The following is a 22,480-nucleotide window of genomic DNA, read 5'->3' as shown; positions in this document are numbered from 1 at the left end:
TCCGGAGGTGGTGTTGCCAAATCTCATGGTCCAGCCGATGTCTGTTCCTGAGAATTCAAGGGTGTTGAGGCTGGCTTTAGCCTGAATAACCGACTGGATCTGTTTGATCGGTACTGTGACAACAGACGTGTTGTTGGAGGCGTGGTTTTTCGGATCTCCACCGAAAGTCTCAGTGAAGGCTGGTGTAATCGTCGAAGAGACTGTCACCTGGTCTTTGCTTGTGGCATACGAGGGCACAGAGATCTTGAATCTGGGTGTGAACCGTGTATCCCGATACCCAATGCTCAATGTTCCTGTTCCTGTATCGGAACCTTTTGGATCATAGTTTTCTGTGTAGGACTTATCTGTTAGACGAGAATGGATAATCCAACCGTGAACATCGTCATCAGTGCAAGCAAGGCCATCGGGGCCGAAATCTGGCTTTTGTGTGCTAACGACCTCAAAACTCTTTTCATAAGAGTCTTCAGGTAGTGCCTCTACCGTCTCTGCACATGTTGAAAACTCTGTGGTCATATCACCAAGAATTTTGGAAGGGAATAGTTTCTCATCCAGAGGAAGATCGTAACGAGTTGGCTGGGAGGTAACGTCGATCATAAATCTCGTTGATGTTACTAAGCCAGATCCACCAGCATTGACGGATGAATTTTTCGTCCTTTCGCCTCTCACACCTAATCCTGGTGCGACGATTGCAGTTGAAGCGCTAGAAGTTCCAACCCAATGTTGGCCTGAACTATCTGTGTAGCCAGTCAGCCAACGATCACTGACTTCATACTTGTTTTTGTTGGTGAAGTCGTAGTAATCGAATTCTCGCCCAACGGTGGGAATACCGATGAAACCAACCGTACTACGCGAAGAAAACCAGTCTTGTGACTCGTCAAAAATCACACGAACTACATTGGAGTCTTCGCTTGCCTGAGTAGACCACTGAACACTCGGGTCCATGACTGCCTTTGCGCGCGCATTCATGTTTTTCTCTAGATCGATTCCGCGCTCAAGATCAGTAACCTTACCGTTCTCAAAGTCGGGTGAACTCAAGTCTAGGTGGGCATATTCAACTCTATGAGGAACCTCTGACAAATCTCCCTCTGGACTCTCTCGCCACAAGACGATTGGTTTGCGTGAAGTGTCGAATTTTCCATCGGAGTCAATAATGTCGTAGAAGGTGGGAACACCTTCAGTCAGTTGCTTTTGTACTTGCGTGAATGACCAGAGTTTTGTGAAAGGACTGTTTTCTCTGCGTTGATACCATTCGGAATCATAGGAGTTAATGGGATCGCCTGTTTGACGATTGACATCCATGTGTTGCTCGGAGCCAGGTATTGAATCATGGTAGATCCTCTTTTTCACTAGCCCTGCGCCAACTTCGAAAGAATAAGGTTTCACCGCCCAATCATTGTTCCAACTGTTTTCGTAATGCCATCTGTTGTAGCCAGGTGCATCTGAAGCGACGATATCCCAGTTTGATGTGCGTGAATTTTGGTCAAGTTTGTAACCAGGTTCGCGCTTATTTTTCAAAAACATGCCGTCATAAATAGAGCCTTCATGTAAACCTGAATTGTCCTCAACGATCTGGGCAACAGGTGTGAACTCAGGGTGTTCTTCCAAAACGTCAATAGGCACAAAGACCCGAAAAGCAGTGAACTCATTGTGTTCTATGTAGTAGGGAAAATAGTTGCTGGAAACAGTTGCATTAGATTCGTAGGGGTATCCAATGTGTTTGGAGCCTCCCTTAACAAAATCTCCCACGCATTGAACCCTCACAGTATCGCCAGAAGCCGAGACACATGTCTGATCTTCAGGCATCTTTGGAACGATTGTGAACCCATCTGGAACGCCTGATATTTTCACCGTAACGTCTGAGTAGTAGTCTTTGTAATTATTCTTTAATTTGCTTTCTTTGATGAAGAACAAAGCATAGTCAAGAAAAACTCCCCGTTTCCCGTTGAGATAACCAATCTCCTGTTTAGCCTTTTCACCTTCATAACCAGCAATGGCAGGATCTAAATCATTGATAGCAACCACATAGGTTTTTGGTGCATGGAGTTCTTGAACATTTTCACCTTGTGCTAAAACAAAGGTTGTATTATTCCAGTGGTTTGCAGGAAATTTTCCATTTGACCAGTGTGTAGGATATGTCAACTCCTCAAAATCAAAAGTCCCGGCAGCAGACTGTTTTGTTGGAGGAATTGTCACCTTGCAGACATAATTGGCGTTGTATCCAACATTCCCCTGCAACTCCATTTTTGCGCCAGGAATTGACCCATCGGAGCAAAAAGACTTAAAAAGATCGTCGTTTACGACATAGTTATTGTTTTCAGTGTTAATCTTTCGACGATTTTCATAGCCATCTAAAGTCTTCCACCACGACTTTTGCTGAAAAGTGAAGGTGCGCTCTGTATCACTTGGTTCGATAGAGTAGGTGGCTTTGTACTTTACTTTGCTGCCATAGCAGGCAACGCCGTCTAACGGTCCATTGTCACCAACAGGGAAGCCATTTTCTTCATTGATGTAACACGGCTGGCTACCTTTCTCCCAGTCACCATCCATGGTTTTTTCAATGGAGAAGGTAATTCCATCATCAGTGCTTAGTTGGCCGAAAGAACCTTTCTGCGGAACCTGGATGTCCGGCATTGGGCCATAGCCGGGGCCTTCGACTAAAGGAGCGGGGGAAGGCAGATCCTCGGCTGACGCACTGGGCAGTGTAAACAGTCCACCGCTGGCAAGTACGCCTAGTGTGAGTAGGACCGAAACATTGCGTTTTAGATTACGCGGAGGAGGGGTGCTCCTTAGAAGCATGTGAAACTCCTTATGTGGTTTAGCATTCACCTCACTACTAGACGACGAAAAACACTCAGAGCTTACGACCATGTATAAAACATGTTCATCTATTCTCTGACTTGGGCTTTCATGCTCATTGGTGCATATTGTTTTTCCCGCACCTTCGCGTCAAAACGCTTGTCCACAGCACTTGCTGTCATTGTTTCCCCTGGGCTGTCCGTAGCACTAGGAATGACTCTAGGTTGGTTCGGCTACTTTTTGGCAGGTGTTCGGTGAACGCATTCCTTTACAAACATGGCAACAAGATGGGGACGTGGGTCAGCCCCGATCAGCAATCATGCTTGGCTTTTGACAAACAGCGTGCCGAAGCACAACTGCGTAGCGCTGCAACAGTCAACAGATTGTCTGTCGATTCATCCGTGACATTTCGCGTAGATTTTGGCAAAAACGCAAAAGTGTGGGCTTTCGCCACGATGAAACCTCTGGTCTAAAACACTAACCCCCTTGATGATGAGACGGGCATCAAGGGGATTAGTGGGCTTGTTGGGCAGGCTGCTATTCGCCTGCGGTAATAATTTTCAGTGGAACCGGCACACCTCGAACTTGCTGATTGGAGAGTTTGAACATGTAGTTGGGTCCACCTTTTTGTTTTCCTTTATAGTGAACCAACCCTTCTGCTTCCATTGCCTTAAACACTTCGCGACATTTTGTACCTGGTGGAACCAAATGAGAAAAATGCTTGCTGGCTTCAGTGAAGGCTGAGGTCATGGAGAAAATGACGCAATCATTTTCTTTGTCGTACCAGCCAATACGTACACCACTAGGTGTCCATCCACGTGACTGATCAAATGACCAGCCAAGATCAGTGTTGAATTTTGACTCATTGCCACTGAACGGTGCTGCGGAGTTTTCAGGAATTACGTGAGCTTTGCCGCTCGATAAAAGAGAGCGTAGAGCTTCAAGCATCTGCTCCCCAGGGGCAAAATGGGCGCGCTCACGCACAGCGTCAACCACGATGCCAAGAGCCTTGCCTAAAACGTCTTCGTCAAATAGGTCAGAGATACGATCATCGTCTGCTAGACCAACAGTTTTTGCCATGTTGCGCAACACGATAATGGGGGAGAGCAGGTCTGCTGCCATTTCACGAAAACGAGTGGCTGCACCTTTATCTAAACCTTGCGCTTCCAAAAACTCTACGGTTCGACGGTCAATGCCTTCAAAACATTTGCGAATAAAGTCAACTGCGCCCTCCCATGACCGTTCTTGAGCAATAGACAGGATGTAGCGGATCATGCACGCCGAAAGGTCAGATGGAAGAGTGGTGAGAGAAAACAGGTCGTTGACACAATCGACTCCCTGCTGTGAGCCTAGCGAGCCAGGCTCAATGACCACAGGAACCACACGGTCACGTGCAGAAGATACACCAAGAGAGTTTTCTGCTGTCACCACCAACAATGCACGGGGCAGGATTGTTTCGCGCACGCTGCCGTCTGGACGCATACGGCTACGGCCTTGACCGTTAGCGATTGCTCGAACAATCGATGAAATCGATGACTCCCGGTTTTCTGCCGCGCTACGGGAGGTGTCTGGGGCCAAATCATCAGCAACCCAAACAGGCATCCACCCAACTGCGTGCTCTAGTGAGGCGTAAGTGTCATTGGCGCTGCCACCGGCACTACGTGGGTTGAAAGCATCGGGGTAGCGTGCCCAAAAGCCGCTGATTTTTGAGCCAGACCATGATTTACCTGCTCCGCGTGAACCGACATAGAACAATGTGGTTTTGGGACGCAGTGGTAGCGCCGGACGCAATCCAGCACTCATTGTCATCATTGCTACGCCTTTATTGGTCCATGCTCCTTTACTGAGCATGGTGTAGACAACTTCTGGTAGAACCTCTCTAGCTTTCTCCTGCCAGTTTTCGCCCGGATCTTCAAGGCCGAAGCGATCAATCATGGGGACGTTCAACCGGCTTGGAGACAGGGCCACTGTGGAGTTTGAGCCAATGACACTTTTACCTAGCACAAAAACAGGTAAGCCAGATGTTCCTGGAACCCAGCCATTGACAGTGCAGCGCACCTCTGCGGTGGGCTTAGGCCAGTTCAATTGTGTTTCTCGTTTAACCGCATCAAGCCATTCGCGCGTTGGTGGCCATCCAGGTGTTGCTGCAACACCGAAAGGAACCTCTACATGAAGTCGATCCCAACGGTCGGGGCTGACTTGAAGCATGCGCTCTGGGCCGATGATGTAGCCAGAGGTTTCACCAAGATCTGGGTCTATCCAGCCAACGTGGAGCCGAACCATGCGATCATCACTGGTGGAGCGTCCAGAGTCAGTTTCGTCAATTAGGCCGTTGACGATTTCTGCTTGTGAGGGTGCTCGCTGTAATTCAATGGCATCAATGTGACCACCAACGTCAATGAGGCGTTTCACTGTTCCAGAGCCGGTTAGCGGGTCAATTTTGACCACTTCAACCGCGCAACCGTTTTCGCTGACGTATGGCTTTCCAACCTCAGCGGCTGCTGCGGGAGGGTCAGGAAGTTCGACGGTTGCTGAAGCAATAATGTCACCGGGTAAACCACCTGATGCGAGGTAGTCATCAATGCCGTCTTTATCTTTTGCGCCAACGCTGCTTAGGCGCACCAGCCAGGGCGTTGCACGAGAAGACTCCAAAAAATCAAAGAACTGTCGTGCTTGGTTGTAAACGTTGTGGTTGGTTTCTACGTCTGCGTCAAAGGCTAGGTAGACGTTTCTGTTTCTTCGCGGCAGGCTTGCCCACTGCGCACAGTTACGCCAAGTGGTGACACCAAAAATTGCTACCGGCACGGTGCGTTCTTGTGGAGGTAGTGAACGCAAATGTTCGGTGATTTGTTCAGGTGTGGCGTTCTCGTCGAGTCCGGCAACCATGGCAGACAAGAATGAGTCTGCTTTCAACAGTCCTTCGACGATCAGCAGGCGCACGTTTTCATCGCTCAACCATTCTTCAGGCACGCAAGGGTGTACGTCGAGAATGGTGGGAGAGTTTTTGACGATCACATACTTTGACTGCGATCCGTCTTTGTTGGTCAGTGGTTCATCTGGCCGGAACTGTAAAAGCGTGGGCTTGTTGTCTCCTGGGCAGTACCAAGGCATGAGAAGCACCGGGCCACCAGCAGTGCACTTGCTTAGTTGGCGATATCCATACCATGAACGCGATGGGGGAGCGTAGGTGGTGGCTTCAATGGATTCTTGGATGTCGTTTTTATCCTCGGAAACAACGTAGTTACGCGAAGAGGCAATAGCGGGGTGAATCCCACTAGAGTCAAGTTTCTTATGGAAGCGTCTCATGCCCATCTACTAGGAAATCAAGATCAGTGAGATAGGCATGAGACGAAAATGCTACTGGTTGACGAACCACTTATCACCGACTTTGGCAAAGTCGATCTTGCACAGTAAGTCATCACCTTGTCTGATCCACACTGTTGCCATGTTGCCGTTGTCATCGACTTCATCGATGGCTCCAAAGCCAATCTGGTTGCCGATGTTTTCAAAAGCTTTCTTCTGTTCTTCTTTACTGGGGCAGCGTTTAGGTAAAACAAAAGGTTTGCAGTTAGATGAATCTTGACATGTGGTGGGGTCAATGGCGTTATCTAGCGAATCTTTAGCCCATGCTTTATTTGCTAAACGATATTGTGCAATATCGTTTGTTTTACCGTCATTGACTTTTTCAATAATGGATTGATATAGCGCGCTTGGTGTGCTTTGATCGACGCTTGATGTTCCACACCCTGACAAGGCGAGTAAGCCAATTAGAATCAGTGATGGAATTGTTTTCTTCATCGTGTCGTTTTTCCTTTGAATAGAGGAGCGGTACTTGTGTTACCTATCACAAAAATATGTGAAAATTGGCGCTTTTTGTGCGGCACACACCTCAGCATGACACAAAATGTCGCAGGTTGAGCCGATAAAAGGCCGGTGAAAAAATATGTAGGCTCATACCCCGTAGGGGTATGAGCCTACATATTTTCTGAAAGCCCTTGCGCTGGCTGGTTTTCTCCGCCTTGCTCAAAAACGCAACATGCCCGTTAAGGGGTCTAGCAGGAAAACTGAGCCACTTTTAGAGCCTTACCCTACACCGATAGCCAAGTGGCTCTAAAAGTCGCTCTACGTGGCTTAGAGTGTGCTTATCGGCCATAGTGACCTGCGTCGGTTCCGAGTCTGCAAACGGGGCGAAAAAGACGATCCAAGCCCCTCAAATGAGTTTCATGTTGAGACTGCAACGAAAAGTAGGCAAAAAGCCTGCCTGGTTACACTTGATCTCAAGTTTTGGCTGAAACGTGAAACCAGACTTTTTGTTGGAATCTCGCTGATTACTCTCTCTATTATTATTATTATTTCAAGTTTCAAAAAATAATATATATATAGATAGAGAAAGAAGTAGGAGAAGTACTTCTACCACTTCTCTTCCTTCTCTCTATACATGTATTTACCTGAGAAACGTGAAACTGGAAACGACCTCCACTTTTCGTTGATATACGAACGAAAAAGTGGTTTCACGGCCCTGAAACTCCATGAAATACGCGTGCAACAAGACTATGCAACTGTAACGGCTGTCACAGTAAGTTGTCCTGCATCACATTTGGGTTGTGAGCCAAAAAAGTTTCAGTTGGAGCCTCCGACCATTCATGAAGCATGAATCATGCACTGCTCACCGGCACGTACACACACCCAAAATTCGTCCTCACCTACCCCTGGCGATCCTCAGTGGATGCAAAAGTGCGACAATTACCGGGACGCTATTTTGATTCAAAAAATAAAAACTGGATTGCCGACGGAATAGGGGACAACCCTGAAAAATGGCTCAAGTCTAATCGTTTTCAAATCACTATTGATAAAGAAAGTGAATTAGCGGAGTATGACATTGATGAACTCATTGATCCATGCGCTTTTTTATTCGACAGTGGAAACGTTCTTGTGCGTCCACGCCTACGCGGCTTCGAATATGTAGCAAACCTTTTACCCGGCGCACAATGGGATAAAAATAAACGATACTTTATGACAACAGTTGATGAGTTTTTTAACATTGATGGGACAACGTTAGAAGAAAACTTCATCATGAACGCTGCTTTAAAAAAGGCACTTAAAAACAGAAAGTTTTCTCGTCCCACACCAGATCCCATGCTGGTTGAAGCCATGCACGCTGGCAAAGATTTGGGGCGAGATCTCGGTTTGCCACAGTGGTTTGGTATGGACTTGTTCGACTATCAAAAAAACGGAGCCTGGGCACTGGCCAATTCAGTTAATTACATTGCTGATGAGATGGGATTGGGCAAAACCGTCCAGACTCTCGCAGCAGCCGCGATCACTGGACGCAAACGAATCTTGATAGCCTGCCCAGCGGCAGCCCTGAGCGTGTGGGAGAAAGAAGCTCACCTGTGTGGATTTGAAGAAAATGTCGGACCAATCCGCACCATTGTTTCTGGTCGCAAAGAGCCACTTTTAGATCATGACGGCTTAACCATTGTCTCCATGGACATGCTTTCGCGTCGTCAAGGCTTGAAAGAGCGTGTTATTGACTGGCAACCAGATTGCTGCATTGTTGATGAGGCACACATGCTCATGAACTATGCATCCATGCGCAGTAAGGCGGTGCGAGCCATAGCAAAAACAATTGACGGTCCACACTGGGCAATCTCTGGAACTCCCATGATGAGCGGTCCGGCTCAACTGGCCGCGCAATTAGACTACACAGGCGATCTTCAGCGCGTCTTCAATGGCTATGCAGGCTTCATGCGCCGCTACTGCTTCCGCACACCCTTTGGCTCATGGGAACCACGTAAACGAAACCTCAAAGAACTCTCGCTTCTACTTGACCAACTCGTATGGGTCCGTCGCACAAAAGACCAAGCCCTTGTTAACGACGACGGTTCTAGCAAACTTCCCCCCAGGATGATCAGTCACGACTCTATTGACGTAGACACCAAGATCTACCGTGACTGCCACAAACAGGTCATTGAAAAAATTGATGACTACTTACGTCAAGTGGGCAAAGATTTAAACAACCAAGACATCACTGACTTTGTTCAATCGAATCTTTCATTGATCACCATGCTTCGAAACGGCGCAGGATTATCAAAGATTGACCATGCCAAGCAGATGATTGCCGAGCACCTATCGAACAACCCGCCTGTGGATGGCTACTATGACCGTCCATTGATTGTCTGGGTTCACCATAAAGACGTTGGTCTGGCCATGAATACGAAGGCAAAAGAGGAATGTCAACATGTTGCCGTCTATAGCGGGGCAACGTCTAAAGCGCAGCGCGATAGCATCGTGAAAGACTTTCAGGCTGGAAAAATCGGCGTGCTGGTGGCCTCTATCGGAGCAGCCAACGCTTCAATTACTTTGACTGCGTGCTCAGACATGATTTTTGTCGAACAAGAATGGACTCCGGCCATTATTGCTCAAGCAATTGCACGCGCCTGGCGTATCGGGCAAAAACGCCCAGTGATCTCTCACATGCTCATTGCCACCAAAACTCTTGATGAGCACATTAACAACGTTCTTTTGCGCAAAGGTGCAACGCTCAACGCCATCGCTTACTCATCAGACAACATGATGGCCGGTTACGACTATTCATTGAGTGCACGGGAGTTGCTGACCTCTATGGTCAAAGAGCGGATGGAGAAACGATGATCACAATACAAACAGACGGTGAAGGCGTTGAAGCCGTCATTAACTGCTTTTGCCCAGACTTTGTTGTTGACAGGCTCAAGCCTAAAAATTCAAACTCGTGCACCATTTTTGCTATCGACGACAACAGCGTGAGCCAAGAGGATCTTGCTCGCGCCCTCGTTGCTTTTCGTGACACCCGCGTTGTGGCTGGCGCAATCTCACCAGGCAAAGACAACCACTACATGTGCTTATTTTTCAGCGGTGAGAGCGTGCAAATGTGTGGCCGAGTCGAAAACAAGGGCTTTGTTTCGTCAGGTTATTCCGCAGATCAGGCTAAAGAGGCACTGAGCATTTTTATTGAAAAAGAAGCGGTGAACAACCGTATTGAAGCATGGCGGTTTGATAAGCAGCGTAGCGCAGATTTTTCTTTGTCCACGTTAGCAGGCGATTTTTCTGACATTGCCGCAGACATCATCGGCCTGTCCTAGTAGAGCGTTATGAAGATTGTTATTGAAAAAAACACCGATGCACCTGGTCTTAGTCGAGCCAGTTGTATCGCAATGGCACTAATGCGAGCCACTGGCGCAAAAACTTTTGCTGAACTAAAAAACTTTGCCTCTGTGGCCTCGTTGAGCGATGAACAACGCGAACTGCTGATTAAGTCCCGATACCACCTTGATCGACTCACCTTGAAGCCGGAAGCAACACTGGCTGTGTGTGACAACTGTGGAAAAGCCTACACACGCACCCCCTCAACGTCACTGCCTAAACGGTGTACCCTGTCCGATCTGTGCCGTGGAGAAATCGTGTGGGCTGGTAGAGCACGGGTTGGAGATGAAAAATGAGCGCAAGAAAAATTCAGCCTGTTCGACTCCCTGCATCATTTACCGATCCTGAAAAGCAAAGTGGGGCATTAGAGCGCAAAGTGCGTGAAAAACTCGGATCTGACTGGCGTTTAGAGTCCATTGACATGACTAAGCGTGAAGCCATTTTTGTTTCCACCACATCTGTCTCCACCGTCGAAGATCAGGGCGATCACAAGATTATTCGCCTACCAGAAACGGTCAAGCCTTCTGACGGTCCGGCTCAAGCAAAAACCTTGGAAGAAATCTATGAGGGTTTCACCATGGTTAAGTTTGACCCCTATGGGAAAGTGGCTCATGTTGCCAAACTCAATCCCTCAGAGTTGCGTGCACGCCTGGCACTGGCTAACGCACTTTCTGTCAAGCCATGGGATGTGGGAGTAAAACAGGTGAAAGGTGGCTTCAATGTGGACCTGCCGACGGTCTATTCCGCTTCACGCCATGATAAGAAACTTGAAGAAGCAGTCACCACCATTATTGGCAAGCCCGGTTGGGTTTTTGATGTTGACGCACCCAAACTCACCATGCAGATCCGTAAAGGTGAGTTGCCAATTTTTGAACCGATCTACAAATATCCGTTTGACGCTCCCACTCCGCGCTTCACACTCAAAAACAAAGATTGGGCAGACATTCCTATTGGCGTGACACTGGCAACCCGTGGTGATAAGCCCAATACGATGTGCAACCTGAATTTTGTTAACGGCGTACACACTCAAGTTGGAGGCCTGTCTGGTGCAGGTAAATCTGTCACCATGAACGCCGCAATCTATGGCTGGCTTTCTCGCGGTTTCCGATTGTCAATCATTGACCTTCCGGCTAAAAGCGTGGACTTTGCCTGGGTGCGCCCATGGCTAACCCCCAACATGGGGTGGGGGTGTGAAAACCTCGATGAAGCAGTCACCGTACTGGGGCTGATCATGGAGGAAGGCGATAGACGCTCAGCGCTGCTGAAAAAGTATGGAGTGACCAACTATCGCGATCTGCCTATCGACGTTGAAGATGAGGTTGTTCCACACTCCATTGTGTGCGATGAGGTCACTGGCCTGCTTTCTGCTGTCGAAGAACCAAAGATGTTGCCTAAAGACCACCCTTTGCGTATCGAGGCACAGGAGGAAAACCTCAAAAAAACCATGCTGAAGCGCTATATCATGCGCATTACTGCCGAGTTGCGCTTCGTCGGTATCGGCCTTTTGCTCGGTACACAGGTGGCATCATCGTCCACTGGCCTTGGTCCCAATGTTCGTATCAACCTGCAAAACAAAATGCTGCTTGGTTCGCGAGCGTCAAAGAGCCAGCGAAACCTGATTTTCCCCGATGAGACTGCTGTTCCTGTCGTTCCCGAATACATTCGTAGCGATGAAAATATCAGCCGTGGTTGTGGAGCCTTCGATTTTGAAGGCGCACGTCCAGGGGTGTTCAAGTCCTACTTTGCTTCCGTTAACGAGTTTCAGGAGAACCTGCGCAAACTTGGGCTTCCCACAAGTGAAAACTCTCGTCCCAGTGCCACTGACATTGCGCGAATTGTGCCCTCTCTTGACGATTACGGGTCCAGTTATGAAGCCACCTCTCGCGCAGAAGTGGAGGGCTATGGCTATACAGATGGTAGTGAGCCTGAGTTGCGCGGTGCAGCCAAAGCCAGTCATGACTTAGCAATGAGTGCAGCGCTATTGAAAGCGAAGAAGCGTGATGCTGAAACTGAAATCTGAAACCTTGTATGCAGCAACGGCCTATTGTCTGGGGAGAAAAACACAGTTTTGTGTTGTTAACTGCCAGCAAGCTTTGACGAATTGTTTAGGGGCAATGGATCTGGTTTGGCGTGTCAAAACCACCGAGATGGTTAGTCAGGCGTGTCAAGACATTCAATTACCCATGCGTGAAAAATGGCTTGACGTTTTATTAGGGTCTACGCACAGCAATGGTCCTCTACTTGCACCAGAGACTGTGCTTGAAAACGCAGTCATTTATATGGCTTTCAACGATTTTGACAGTCATGCGGTGTTCGAAGATGTTCAAGCCAATTTTGACACACTCTCCAAGCGCGCTCGGATGGTTATCGTGCACACTTTGTGTCTAGCCGGTGATAGTCGAGTCAAAAAACTGTCGATCACCAGTGAAGAATTCAACTCTCTCGTGCAAAAAATGACATCGAACGGCGATTTTGAAGCGTTAGCACTGCTTGGATATGTCAAAAGTGCATCCGAATCCGACTATTAAAACATTGTCCTATATCCTCTTTTCTTGGAGATAAACATGTTCATTACCCTCGTAAGCCAAGACGGCCAGAACGTCTTCTATGACTCTCCGCGTCAGGTTCTCAGCGAACTGATTGCTGACTACGACATTGACGGTGGAGTAGATGAAAAGGCTGCTTATGCCCTGCGACACCGTTTTGCTAAGCAGGTTGTTGAAGCTTTGCAAGCCAACTCTATTGATTCATACGAGGTGGCCATCTACCCAGATGATGTGCGACGTGCACTGTCTGTGCGTGGAACCGGTGTGGTTGCGCAGTGGGGTCATGACATTCCCCTCTATGTCATTGCCACGTTCTATGCACCATATAGTGATATTCCACTCCCCGAAGGCAACGTGATTGCCATTGATCCGTCAACGGAGATGAACCTGGTGTCGTCTTTGCTTGATGCTGGTGTCCTGCAATCTAAACAAGAGTGAGCACATATCCGCACAGTAGAAGGGTATGAGCCACACATTCAATGAAGCAGACATCATTCGTGATGCCCAAGGCAAGTTTGCCGGTCGGAAGGCGGGGGCACCACAGGCAAGTTTGGGTCAGTTCTATGAAAAAATCCGTCTTCAGCGTGAAAACGACCTGACCCAAAGCGGCAAAACACCGGCCATCTCCATTAATCGTCCCACGGTTAACTCTCGCAAACACTTCTGGGCAGATGCTTTGCGTACTGCTCCCATTGATTTAGACAACCCCGCACCAAAGATTGAGCGCGTGATTAACGGCGTTCAGACCTATCAACACTCTTACTCTGGTGCGGCGGGGAACCTTCGTATGCCCTCTATCGCTGCTCTCAACCGCATGGCTGACAGTGGCGTAGAAACATTCGATATTCCCGTGTCTGCTTCCAACGGGAAAAACATGATCGCTGGTTGGGCGCGCGTACATCGTGACAAAAACGGCGTATGGCAGGCTCAAGCAATGGGCATGGACAGCCCGTTTGATTCATACGTGACTCGTCAAGTGTCCTGGGTTTTAGGCAACGAGAAGCCTTCATTTGCTCTCAATGAATATGCTGACATGGCTGGTGTTATTGCCGCCCAGGATGCTCAACATGGTAGTGAGCCTGCGCCGCTGAAATCGTCTGTTGTTTCTGAGGTTGCCTACGACTCAGCAAACCAGACCGTCTACGTGGCAACCAAAGACGGATCAGCATACGGCTATCAAGCACCGGCAGACGTGTATGACCGCCTCCTCATTGATGATCATCCTGGACGCATTTTTTCTAAAGAGTTGGCCAGGACTGCCCCCTCTGTTCCAGCTCAACAATGCCCCACATGCGGTCGATTCAACTCTTACTTTGACAAGCATGTGTGCCCAAAGAGAGTCCCTGACCCCACAACTACTGGTAATGATGGCTATTGGGCAGCATTCGCTGACATCCGTCGTGATCGCCGCGTTAAGGCCGATCCTGCTCAACTCGTGGAAAACTTCATGGTGAAAACTCCACGTATCGGTGCTATAGGTTTAAAACCGAAAGATGTTCAAACCTCACGCTGGCGCGGCGTAAGCGGAAACGATGCACAAAAATTGGCTGACTGCCTGGAAAATGACCGTTTCTCATCCACGCTGCTCAAGGCAGCACGTTCACCACAGTTGAGTGTTAACGGACGCGTTGATTCACAAGGTGTTCGCGCAGAAGAACTGGTGTACCAAACAGAGAACACTGAGTGTGCATGGGAGAACCTGAAAAACTCCTATCCGGTTTTGTCGGGCATGCCTGAACCTGACCGCACTGTTGTTCAAGGGCAGCAGGTGCGTTTTTGGTGGGCAAATTCAAGCCAGGTCGCTTGATCCGACCATAAATCGACTATGAAACTTTTTCATCTGCCTGACGGCGCACTCAAAGTCTTAGTCAATGGCGAAACCATTGTGTTGAAAAACCCATGTGGACCAACAACCACTGATCATGTGTGGCTCGCTCTCAAACAACGACATTTAAGCGTGAAAGTTAACGATGAGCAATTTCGATGAGTCCAAGATTAACCGTGCACGTGACGGGAAGTTTGCTACCAAAACGTCAGGTTTGCCAGTTGCTGTGCTGACGATTGATCACCAGAAACAAGTTAAAGTGTTGGGTACTGCCATGGTGTCTAATGCTGTATCGGAAATGTTTCCATCGATCACCAGTTTCGATTGGGAGGTTGATGACTATGGGACCGTTGAGGTCACAGCTATTGAGGGGCAAGACATCGAGCAGATCGGTGCTGCCATAGATTTTTTGGAAAACACTCATCCTGCGCTGGTAGCAAGTGGGCATGTGGTGGTCAAAAAACGACATGTTGACCAACGGCTTCTTCTTGAACATGTTGCCAGCGTCGCACAGGAAAACAGGCAACGACGCATAGAACAAGTTCAGCGCGAAGCCGGTCAATACGTGGGCGTTGATGTTTACGCGGTGGCTGATGAGGACGGGGTGAGCATTGTGCGCGGCTTAGACGACGATGTTGCATTCTTTCCGCATTGGGATGTTGCGTGTGCTAACGACTTTAATCGCTTGTGCGATGCTGCCAGATCGCAAAACACACGAGAGCACCACTCATCACAAGCACTTTGAGCGTGGCGCTACCAGCGCGCGGGTCGCTTATGCCAAGCACAGCCATTGTGAGTGCCGTGGTGGCTAGAAAAACTCCTAGATAAAGCCATGCGTTATGTCTCATGTAATAGTTATGGTCGTAAGCTGGAGCAAATGCCCTAGTTGGTTGTGTGAAAGAAAAACTTGCCACGGAGTATTCTGCCCGCAATGAGCTAAGTTTGCGCGATGTTTCACCGTTTTCTAACAGACATTTTTGGTGGACTTGTTCAACGTGTGGTCAAGATTTTCTTGCCAGACTTGATCATCGAATGTCTGGTACTGGTTGCCCATATTGCACGGGCAGGAGTCGTGTTCGGGTAGCAAAACACAAGCGAGTGTTTGAGATCTATCCAGAGTTACGTCGTTGGTGGTCAATGCGCAACACATGCGACCCCAGCACATACGCCTACAACGATGTCGATCATGCGTACTGGTTTTGTTCGGTGTGCAACACTGATTTTTCTCAGTGTGTTAAATCTTTTACGGCGAACCCTTATTGTCCCTGTTGCTCCGCACAGGAGTAGACATGAGCAACTTCGATGAGTCCAAGATTAACCGTTCACGGGATGGAAAATTCGCGCCTAAAAACGCTGGCCACCCTGTTGCCAGCCTGCCCCAGTGTGCTCGAAGCGAAGAAGAGCCTTTAGAGTTTGATGACCACCCTGAAACATACGAACAGTCACAGTGGGAAGCAGCAACTTGGCACTTGAATCAGGTTCGGGCGCGACACTTGGTGGAAGAGTTTGGCCAGGTGAACAGTTTTACTGTTCGCGGGGGAGTGGTTACTGACATTGATGTTTCTGCCAACAACCTCGCCCATATTGAGGCGATAGAACAATACGTTGGCTCGCATCCCATCGAAGGATCATTTAACCGCGAAGATCTGCTTCGTGAACCTGATTTTGATGAGCAAGCGTTACTTGAAGAAATCGGTAGGTACTCCGACCATGTGTAGGGCATGAGCACAAAACAGACTTTCGTTCCCAAAAATCCACTCTGCCAAATCTCTGAACTTCAGGGCCGTCTCATGGCACGAGATGGAAGTGATGATGATCGGTGGATGCTGATTAATCATGACTCCCGTCTGGTTCGCTATGACGTTGCCAAGTACGGCAATCAGGAAGTTCATAATGAGTTGATCAATGACCTTGATCCGCTTGTTGTTCAGGCTGTTGCGCGTTTTGGCACTAAGGAACATCGAGAAGAACTGGCCAGTCACGACGATTTCGGGGTTCGCCGCGAGGTTGCCCATTACGGTTCAACGACTCAGCGCGAAAATCTCATTCACGATGACCATCCAGTTGTTCGCAGCAGTGTCGCGCGCTACGGCAACAATGCTATGCGAACCCGACTGGTTAAAGATTCTTATCCGTCTGTTCGTTACAACGTGGCACGGTTCGGTAATGATAAGCTTCGTGATCGTCTTATTAGCGACAACGATTCATACGTTCGCTCAGGTGTTGCTTTAAGTGGAAACAAGCAGCATTGTGAGGCGTTAGTGGATGATGAGTCCTATATTGTTCGCAAAGCGGTTGCTGAGCGTGGCTTTTCGGATCTGTGCGAAAAACTCAAACGCGACCAAAGCGAAGATGTTCGCGCAGCCGTTGCTCTCTATGGAACCAAAGAGCAGGCCCATTTTTTGTTGAATGACAAGTACGCTTCTGTTCGTAACAAGGCCATGATTCGTTTAGGCATGGTTGAAGAATGAGCACAGCACTGACGCTGTGGTATGCGTTTCTTCTTGCTCTTGTTCTCACGTTTGCCTTTGGTGCGCTAGGGGTTTGGATTTTAGACGAAGCGTTTAAGTCGGACGAGGACATTGAGCAAAAAGCCTGGATCATTCGCGTCTTCGCAGCGATTGACGGCAATGTGTGGCAGCGTCAAAATCTTGTTAACGACAAAAACGCTGTTATTCGAGTCTTGGTTGCCGAATTTGGCAACACTAGACAGCGAGATCAACTCATTAACGATCGTGTCTACAATGTCCGTAGAACCGTTGCTATTTACGGCACTGATGAGCAGCGGCAACAACTTATTGATGATGAAGACCGGCGTGTTCGTGAAGCCGTTGCTATTTACGGCACTGATAAGCAGCGACTCATGCTTGCTAACGATCCTGATTCGAGCGTAAGAAAGGCTGCAAGAAGCATGTAGTCGGCATAGAATTGCTTTGTCAAGACCGGTTCCGCCTCTTTTTGAGGTCCAGGGCCGGTCCTCATTTTTTGTGGAATGTCGAACGTGTCGAAGAATCGCCCAAAAATCGACACGTCGTGTGAATATGTCGAAGGATTCGACATGAACTTGAGAAGACCTGCTCTGAGCGGTAAGAGAGAAAAATTAAAAACCTGACAGCGATCCGACCATAGATAAGAAGTCTCAACGGTCTTGAACTTTTTAAGGAGCCTGTCATGATTTTCTACCCGGTTGCACGATTTGTATCGACCTTGATTTGGGCAGTATTGATTTTTGTCGGTATGCGTAATAAGCGGAGCCGTATGATCAACCGTCTCACGTTCTATTTTGGTTTGTTGAGCGTCCTTCTTTTTGTTTTCGAGCACGCAGGAAACCCGTGGTATCTACCTATCGCATTGATTCTTATTTTCATGATGGCTGAAACATTCCGTCTAGGAGATGCTGTCGCAGCGAAGGAAGCCTCTGTTTCTGCCACTGAGTCTTTGTGTGCTCGCTGAAAACTGCGCTTGGGCAAACCCGCACAGGAGTAGGCATGAGCAACTTCGATGAATCTAAGGTCAATCGCGCACGCGACGGCAAATTCGATTTCAAGCGTGCCGGTGAGCCAGCAGTAGGACTGTCTGAAACTAACGGCGAGATTGGTCAGTTAGAAAAAGATTTGCTAGACCCTTCCTTGCGCAAAAAGGCTATGGAAAATCTTTCTTATAACCACAATGAGTACGCCTTACGCCATCCCGATCCAGAGGTTCGCATGGAGGCTTTTGAGTGGTGCGATGAAGAGGGGGAAAAACTTTTACAAAAAGACCCCGATGTGAACGTGCGACGCTATATTGCTGAGTACACTAATTCACCTCAAAGCATGATTAACGATGAAGATGACGGTGTTCGTGAACAGGCATTTGTTAATTACTTTTTTCAAACAGACTCAGTTGATGAATATCTTGACACCAAAGATATTGCTGCCAGGCGCGCCGTTTTCCGTTACGTTCAATGGAGACATAAAGATGACTACTCAGAGGTCATTGATGAACTTATTCGTAACGGCGGGATCGACGGCTTAGAGAGTCTTTCTCACGATCCGCACTATGCCAACATGCTTGTTTCTCATCCAGACAAAAAAGTGCGCAGAATTGCGCTCATCCATGCGAGTAATCCTTCCGATTTTTTGGAATCGCTGGGAAAAGAGGATCTGGAAACCGTTGCCTGGTTCAACAATAACCTCACCAGCGAAGATGCAATGAAGTTGGCTAAACATCATGATTCAGATATTCGTTCCGCTATTGCTCGAAACTCGATTCTTAGCGACTCTCAGCGTCGAGAACTTCTTCGCCATGAAATAAACGGAATGGTTACTTACGATTTGGCCAAAGAGTTGCCTGACGAAGACAAGGAGCACTTCGCTACGGCTGATAACTACCGTCTGCGTTGGGCTGCTACAAATACAGACAACGAAAACATTCTTCGCCGTCTAGCAAGCGATAAGGAATTTATTGTCCGTTATTCTGTTGCGAAGCGAACAAAAGATCGTGAACTTTTACGTAAATTGGCAAAAGACGAAGATCCCCATGTGAGATTCGCTGTTGTCAATCATTCAACCGACTTTTCTTTGCTTCGCGAACTCATTGACAGCGAAGATGAAGAGATTTCTCGTCGAGCCAGAGAAAGACTAATCCATGGGTAACTTTGATGAGTCCAAGGTCAACCGCGAGCGCGATGGCAAATTCGGTTTCAAGAGCGCTGGCGCGCCAGCGGTAAGCCTGGCAAAAGACAGTTTGCTCACCCAGCCATATTCTGAGCAAGATCGTCTGTCCAAGTGGGGAACTGACGATGAGAAAGCCGCTTTGATCGACAGTCAGTACAAAGATGTACGCGCCAATGTGGCAGAAAAAGGCAACGACGAACATCGCCGTGCACTCATGAATGACCCCAGCCCAGAGGTTCGCGCCAACGTTGCTCAGTATGGCAATGAGGACATAAAGATGGAACTGGCTGGCGATACAGATGAGAGCGTCAGGCTCATGGCTGCAAACCAGGCTTCCAATAGGGTTCTGACTCAACTTGTCGATGACGAGTCTGCACTTGTGCGCCGATCTGTGGCTATTCACTCCACCGATCCGGAATTGTCAGACAAACTGGTGAAAGATCCAGATGACAAGGTTCGTGGCATGTTGGCCATTTTTGGTCCCAATGAAACCACCGACAAAATGATGGATGACAAGAAAAAAGACATTGTGAAGACGGTGGCTAAAAAGTCCAACAATGTTGAGGCTCTGAGTCAGTTGGTTGAGAAAACAGACTATGAAAGTGTCCGTAAAGTGGCGCAAGAGCGACTAGACGAACTGGCAGGAAACTAGGCATGAGCACTTTTGATGAGTCCAAGGTCAACCGCCAAAAAGACGGCAAGTTTGGCTTCAAGAGCGCTGGCGATCCGGTGGCCGGTCTTTCTTTTGACAAGCAGGTTTCTTCCCGAGATGTTCATCTTGCTACAGACGCTCAGCGTTGGGAGTACATAGAGCACAGCAAGCCTTCTGTTCGTGCCGATGTTGCTCATTACGGTAACGATAAGCATCGTCGTGCACTCATCGACGATCCAGAGTGGATTGTTCGCGTATCAATCGCCAAGCATGGCAATGAAGAAGCACGCTGGCAGTTGATTCATGACGAAAACATGTTTGTCCGTGCTGATGTTGCTCAATATGGAACCGATGAACAGCGCCAGACTCTTGTCAATGATAAAGAGCCACATGTTCGCGCCAGCGTTGCCAGGTACGGCAATGAGAGTCAAAGAGAACAACTCATTGATGACGAAAATAAGGACGTGCGCTATGCCGTTGCCATGTCTGGCAGTGAGTCTCAGCGCGAACGACTCATCAATGATCCAGAAGGTCATGTGCGCATGAGTGTAGCCAACTTTGGCAATGACTCTCAGCGTGAGCGTCTCATTGACGATCCGTACTCAGGAGTTCGCATGGGTGTTGCTCGTGAAGGAACACATGCCCAACGTGAACGGCTTATCAACGACAGCGATTCACAGGTGCGCATGATTGTTGCTCAGAACGGAACCGATCAGCAGCGCCAGGCACTCATTAACGATGAGAGTGACGTTGTTCGTTGTGCGGTTGCATGGAATGGAACAACAGAGCAAGCAAACCTTTTGGCTGATGATCCCTCCCCGCGTGTGCGCCAAGGAGCAGTGCGCAAATGCGACACCGCTACGACAAGAAAACTGGCAAATGACCCAAGTTCGATTGTCCGACTATCTGTTGTTGATACAACCCATGACAGAGCCATTCTTGCCTTTTTGAGTGCGGATGAAGACCCGATTGTTTCTCACGAAGCACAAAACCGTCTGAACAACGAATCTTTCTCGTGACAGATAGCAAAGAACAATGATGAGCAATTTCGATGAATCAAAAATCAACCGCCAGAAAGACGGCAAGTTTGGGTTCAAGTCTGCTGGCAAGCCAACGGTCAGTTTAGGCAACAAAGAATTGAGCCTGCTCCAAGACAGCCCTGTTGAAAATGTTCGTGCTTCGTCTCTTTCACGCAGCAAAAAGCTGATTGCTGAAAAAGGCAAAGAGTTGAAGAAAGAACCAGACGGCCAACAGCTGATCACTGAAGCATTGCGTCGATGCTCTGTCGATGAAATCCGCGATTTCATTGATAATGACAAGATTGACGCGCAAGACATCTCCCTTGACTGTCCAGATGATTGCAAGATGTACGCTATGCGTTATAGCGAGCGATACACCGAAGATGAACTGTCCTACATGGTCAGCGAACTACCTGACGCTATGCAAGAAGATATCTGGCATGACTATGGTGGCAATCCGAAGGTGGACGCTGCACTCATGAACGACGGATGTCCCAGTATCAAAGAGGCATACCTGTACCCGGATATGCCAGTGGAAAACTATGAACGCATTGTTAAGCAGCCCACGTCAGATGCAATCATCAACTTCGGCGTAACCAATAAAAACCCTGCGTACCGTCGGGCGGCTGCACAATATGGAGATGAGAGAACAAAACAGCGTCTCATGTTTGATCAAGACGCTCGCATTCGTGTAGCGGTGGCTGAGACATGCAATCGAGATACGGCCCGAATTATGGTGCTCAAAGAGAAAGACGAGTTAATTAAAGCCATACTGAAAAACGCGCTTGCCCGACCATAAGTGAGGCATGTTCCGCACAGAAGTAAGCATGAGCAACTTCGATGAATCTAAGGTCAATCGCGCACGTGACGGCAAGTTTGACTTCAAAAAGGCTGGAAAACCGCAGGCGAGTTTAGACGATTTTCTTTCCACCCCGGCATTGATGAACAGATTCGACACGAAACAATGGGAGGAAGAAAACTGGGGGCGATTCAATGCTCTTGAAGGCGATGAACGCCTATATGTTGCTCAAAATGGTTCACGCTCTGTTCAAATGATGTTCATTGATCGCGGCAGCGATGAAGATCGAATGAACCTAATTGGCCATGAATCCGACAAATACGTGTCTGAACAGTTGGCGCGCAAAGCAACTCCACAGGTTGCGATGCATTTGCTGAATCACGGCAACCCGAATGTTCGCACCATTGCTGTGAGCAAACTGAGCGACAAATCTGAGGCTTTGACAAGCCCAGACTGGGCTAAACGAGCAGGTGCAGCAAGTGAGCCACGCTATCAAAGCATTTTGGTTAATGACGAAGACGTGCGAGTGCGCGCACGAGTGGCACTGCTGTCTAACGACCGTGAATTGCGTTGCTCTATGGCAAATGACGATCTTCAAGTTGTTGAAAACCTATGCATCCATGACGACATGCACGTTTTTCTTTCCGATCATGACGATCCACGGGTTCGCAAGATTGTTGCTGAAAACACCGAGGACTATGAACTCCTTGATGTCATGTGCCTTGATGAAGACCCAGATGTTGCTCAAGCTGCCCAGAAGCGACTGTGGGGTGAGTAATGCATCTGTCCTGGTTTGAGGTTGTAGTTGTCACTACGGTCTTGTGTGGCTACTACATCTTTTTCTTTCTGTGGCCGATCCCTCTAGCCGTTACTGCTGTGTGGTCAGTAAAGAAGAACGCTAAAGAAACCTTTTGGTCTAAAGCCATGAAAGTTTCCTGGGCGCTCTATCTGCTTTTTAGCGCACCAATGCTTTTACATGCTTTACTTTCAGGAGGCTTCTAAC

At 48.3% G+C, this 22,480-nt stretch carries 24 protein-coding genes; 21 read left to right on the top strand and 3 right to left on the bottom strand.

The genetic code is table 11. The annotated features are described in order from the left end of the window. Positions 1-2,631, bottom strand: a 2,631-nt coding sequence (locus A9753_RS09115) for a hypothetical protein (protein ID WP_176702786.1), incomplete at its 3' end; no start/stop codon positions are given. Between the two features lie 246 nt (positions 2,632-2,877). On the opposite strand from A9753_RS09115, the gene A9753_RS09885 reads away from it, so the two are divergent. Both A9753_RS09885 and A9753_RS09110 read left to right on the top strand, forming a co-directional pair. Then, positions 2,878-3,054, top strand: a complete 177-nt coding sequence (locus A9753_RS09885; protein ID WP_176702785.1) for a hypothetical protein — start codon at positions 2,878-2,880, stop codon at positions 3,052-3,054. After that, positions 3,051-3,269: a hypothetical protein gene (locus A9753_RS09110; RefSeq protein ID WP_067783719.1), complete on the top strand. Its 219-nt coding sequence runs from the start codon at positions 3,051-3,053 to the stop codon at positions 3,267-3,269. Before A9753_RS09885 ends, A9753_RS09110 begins: the two co-directional genes overlap by 4 nt. A gap of 64 nt (positions 3,270-3,333) precedes the next feature. Here the strand turns inward: A9753_RS09110 and A9753_RS09105 are convergent, their stop codons facing one another. Then, positions 3,334-6,102 (bottom strand): DUF3854 domain-containing protein, encoded by a 2,769-nt coding sequence (locus A9753_RS09105; RefSeq protein ID WP_176702784.1) that lies wholly within the window; start codon positions 6,100-6,102, stop codon positions 3,334-3,336. Between the two features lie 51 nt (positions 6,103-6,153). Continuing rightward, complete coding sequence (locus A9753_RS09100) at positions 6,154-6,594, bottom strand: hypothetical protein (protein WP_067783713.1); 441 nt, start codon at positions 6,592-6,594, stop codon at positions 6,154-6,156. Between the two features lie 852 nt (positions 6,595-7,446). Between A9753_RS09100 and A9753_RS09095 the strand changes: the two genes are divergently transcribed. The 19 genes from A9753_RS09095 (at position 7,447) to A9753_RS09010 (ending at position 22,479) form a co-directional block, all read left to right on the top strand. Beyond that, a complete protein-coding gene (locus A9753_RS09095) occupies positions 7,447-9,450 on the top strand; it encodes a DEAD/DEAH box helicase (RefSeq protein ID WP_067783710.1) in 2,004 nt (667 codons plus the stop codon). Further along, positions 9,447-9,917 carry a hypothetical protein gene (locus tag A9753_RS09090; RefSeq protein ID WP_067783707.1) on the top strand — a complete coding sequence of 157 codons (471 nt, stop codon included), beginning with the start codon at positions 9,447-9,449 and terminating at the stop codon, positions 9,915-9,917. The genes A9753_RS09095 and A9753_RS09090 overlap by 4 nt, the downstream gene beginning before the upstream one ends. A 9-nt stretch (positions 9,918-9,926) precedes the next feature. Continuing rightward, on the top strand, positions 9,927-10,274 hold the full coding sequence (locus tag A9753_RS09085) for a hypothetical protein (RefSeq protein ID WP_067783705.1): 348 nt from the start codon (positions 9,927-9,929) through the stop codon (positions 10,272-10,274). Beyond that, positions 10,271-11,998, top strand: a complete 1,728-nt coding sequence (locus A9753_RS09080) for a hypothetical protein (RefSeq protein WP_067783702.1) — start codon at positions 10,271-10,273, stop codon at positions 11,996-11,998. The genes A9753_RS09085 and A9753_RS09080 overlap by 4 nt, the downstream gene beginning before the upstream one ends. Further along, positions 11,976-12,506, top strand: coding sequence for a hypothetical protein (locus tag A9753_RS09075; RefSeq protein WP_141673402.1), 531 nt, complete (start codon positions 11,976-11,978; stop codon positions 12,504-12,506). Before A9753_RS09080 ends, A9753_RS09075 begins: the two co-directional genes overlap by 23 nt. A 36-nt stretch (positions 12,507-12,542) precedes the next feature. After that, positions 12,543-12,962, top strand: a complete 420-nt coding sequence (locus A9753_RS09070; protein WP_067783696.1) for a hypothetical protein — start codon at positions 12,543-12,545, stop codon at positions 12,960-12,962. Between the two features lie 25 nt (positions 12,963-12,987). Continuing rightward, positions 12,988-14,331 (top strand): KTSC domain-containing protein, encoded by a 1,344-nt coding sequence (locus A9753_RS09065; protein WP_067783693.1) that lies wholly within the window; start codon positions 12,988-12,990, stop codon positions 14,329-14,331. A gap of 163 nt (positions 14,332-14,494) precedes the next feature. Next, positions 14,495-15,094 carry a hypothetical protein gene (locus A9753_RS09060; RefSeq protein ID WP_067783691.1) on the top strand — a complete coding sequence of 200 codons (600 nt, stop codon included), beginning with the start codon at positions 14,495-14,497 and terminating at the stop codon, positions 15,092-15,094. A 149-nt stretch (positions 15,095-15,243) separates the two neighbouring features. After that, positions 15,244-15,636: a zinc-ribbon domain-containing protein gene (locus A9753_RS10190; protein ID WP_083090455.1), complete on the top strand. Its 393-nt coding sequence runs from the start codon at positions 15,244-15,246 to the stop codon at positions 15,634-15,636. 2 nt (positions 15,637-15,638) lie between these two features. Next, positions 15,639-16,067 carry a hypothetical protein gene (locus A9753_RS09055; protein ID WP_067783688.1) on the top strand — a complete coding sequence of 143 codons (429 nt, stop codon included), beginning with the start codon at positions 15,639-15,641 and terminating at the stop codon, positions 16,065-16,067. 3 nt (positions 16,068-16,070) lie between these two features. Continuing rightward, positions 16,071-16,820, top strand: coding sequence for a HEAT repeat domain-containing protein (locus A9753_RS09050; RefSeq protein WP_067783685.1), 750 nt, complete (start codon positions 16,071-16,073; stop codon positions 16,818-16,820). Then, complete coding sequence (locus tag A9753_RS09045; protein WP_067783682.1) at positions 16,817-17,266, top strand: hypothetical protein; 450 nt, start codon at positions 16,817-16,819, stop codon at positions 17,264-17,266. The genes A9753_RS09050 and A9753_RS09045 overlap by 4 nt, the downstream gene beginning before the upstream one ends. A gap of 254 nt (positions 17,267-17,520) precedes the next feature. Next, positions 17,521-17,802, top strand: coding sequence for a hypothetical protein (locus tag A9753_RS09040; RefSeq protein WP_067783678.1), 282 nt, complete (start codon positions 17,521-17,523; stop codon positions 17,800-17,802). A gap of 35 nt (positions 17,803-17,837) precedes the next feature. Then, entirely contained in the window at positions 17,838-18,986 is a 1,149-nt protein-coding gene (locus A9753_RS09035) for a HEAT repeat domain-containing protein (protein ID WP_067783675.1), read from the top strand. Continuing rightward, positions 18,979-19,659, top strand: a complete 681-nt coding sequence (locus A9753_RS09030) for a HEAT repeat domain-containing protein (RefSeq protein ID WP_067783672.1) — start codon at positions 18,979-18,981, stop codon at positions 19,657-19,659. Before A9753_RS09035 ends, A9753_RS09030 begins: the two co-directional genes overlap by 8 nt. 2 nt (positions 19,660-19,661) lie before the next feature. Then, positions 19,662-20,678: a HEAT repeat domain-containing protein gene (locus A9753_RS09025; RefSeq protein WP_067783669.1), complete on the top strand. Its 1,017-nt coding sequence runs from the start codon at positions 19,662-19,664 to the stop codon at positions 20,676-20,678. Between the two features lie 16 nt (positions 20,679-20,694). Further along, positions 20,695-21,477 carry a hypothetical protein gene (locus A9753_RS09020; RefSeq protein WP_176702783.1) on the top strand — a complete coding sequence of 261 codons (783 nt, stop codon included), beginning with the start codon at positions 20,695-20,697 and terminating at the stop codon, positions 21,475-21,477. Between the two features lie 28 nt (positions 21,478-21,505). After that, positions 21,506-22,255 (top strand): hypothetical protein, encoded by a 750-nt coding sequence (locus tag A9753_RS09015; RefSeq protein ID WP_141673400.1) that lies wholly within the window; start codon positions 21,506-21,508, stop codon positions 22,253-22,255. Next, positions 22,255-22,479, top strand: a complete 225-nt coding sequence (locus tag A9753_RS09010) for a hypothetical protein (protein ID WP_067783660.1) — start codon at positions 22,255-22,257, stop codon at positions 22,477-22,479. The genes A9753_RS09015 and A9753_RS09010 overlap by 1 nt, the downstream gene beginning before the upstream one ends. Position 22,480: the final 1 nt, after the last annotated feature.

It is taken from the genome of Actinomyces vulturis (genome assembly GCF_001687305.1).
Lineage (GTDB): Bacteria > Actinomycetota > Actinomycetes > Actinomycetales > Actinomycetaceae > Actinomyces > Actinomyces vulturis.
The sequence above is the reverse complement of the archived record's forward strand: the minus strand, read 5'-3'. Positions and strand labels throughout refer to the sequence as shown.

Excerpts from the sequence above, each read along its gene's own strand:
- A9753_RS09885 (WP_176702785.1), top strand. The coding sequence starts at position 2,878 with ATGTTCATCTATTCTCTGACTTGGGCTTTCATGCTCATTGGTGCATAT.
- A9753_RS09105 (WP_176702784.1), bottom strand. The coding sequence starts at position 6,102 with ATGAGACGCTTCCATAAGAAACTTGACTCTAGTGGGATTCACCCCGCT.
- A9753_RS09100 (WP_067783713.1), bottom strand. The coding sequence starts at position 6,594 with ATGAAGAAAACAATTCCATCACTGATTCTAATTGGCTTACTCGCCTTG.
- A9753_RS09095 (WP_067783710.1), top strand. The coding sequence starts at position 7,447 with ATGAATCATGCACTGCTCACCGGCACGTACACACACCCAAAATTCGTC.
- A9753_RS09090 (WP_067783707.1), top strand. The coding sequence starts at position 9,447 with ATGATCACAATACAAACAGACGGTGAAGGCGTTGAAGCCGTCATTAAC.
- A9753_RS09085 (WP_067783705.1), top strand. The coding sequence starts at position 9,927 with ATGAAGATTGTTATTGAAAAAAACACCGATGCACCTGGTCTTAGTCGA.
- A9753_RS09080 (WP_067783702.1), top strand. The coding sequence starts at position 10,271 with ATGAGCGCAAGAAAAATTCAGCCTGTTCGACTCCCTGCATCATTTACC.
- A9753_RS09070 (WP_067783696.1), top strand. The coding sequence starts at position 12,543 with ATGTTCATTACCCTCGTAAGCCAAGACGGCCAGAACGTCTTCTATGAC.
- A9753_RS09065 (WP_067783693.1), top strand. The coding sequence starts at position 12,988 with ATGAGCCACACATTCAATGAAGCAGACATCATTCGTGATGCCCAAGGC.
- A9753_RS09060 (WP_067783691.1), top strand. The coding sequence starts at position 14,495 with ATGAGCAATTTCGATGAGTCCAAGATTAACCGTGCACGTGACGGGAAG.
- A9753_RS09055 (WP_067783688.1), top strand. The coding sequence starts at position 15,639 with ATGAGCAACTTCGATGAGTCCAAGATTAACCGTTCACGGGATGGAAAA.
- A9753_RS09050 (WP_067783685.1), top strand. The coding sequence starts at position 16,071 with ATGAGCACAAAACAGACTTTCGTTCCCAAAAATCCACTCTGCCAAATC.
- A9753_RS09045 (WP_067783682.1), top strand. The coding sequence starts at position 16,817 with ATGAGCACAGCACTGACGCTGTGGTATGCGTTTCTTCTTGCTCTTGTT.
- A9753_RS09040 (WP_067783678.1), top strand. The coding sequence starts at position 17,521 with ATGATTTTCTACCCGGTTGCACGATTTGTATCGACCTTGATTTGGGCA.
- A9753_RS09035 (WP_067783675.1), top strand. The coding sequence starts at position 17,838 with ATGAGCAACTTCGATGAATCTAAGGTCAATCGCGCACGCGACGGCAAA.
- A9753_RS09030 (WP_067783672.1), top strand. The coding sequence starts at position 18,979 with ATGGGTAACTTTGATGAGTCCAAGGTCAACCGCGAGCGCGATGGCAAA.
- A9753_RS09025 (WP_067783669.1), top strand. The coding sequence starts at position 19,662 with ATGAGCACTTTTGATGAGTCCAAGGTCAACCGCCAAAAAGACGGCAAG.
- A9753_RS09020 (WP_176702783.1), top strand. The coding sequence starts at position 20,695 with ATGATGAGCAATTTCGATGAATCAAAAATCAACCGCCAGAAAGACGGC.
- A9753_RS09015 (WP_141673400.1), top strand. The coding sequence starts at position 21,506 with ATGAGCAACTTCGATGAATCTAAGGTCAATCGCGCACGTGACGGCAAG.
- A9753_RS09010 (WP_067783660.1), top strand. The coding sequence starts at position 22,255 with ATGCATCTGTCCTGGTTTGAGGTTGTAGTTGTCACTACGGTCTTGTGT.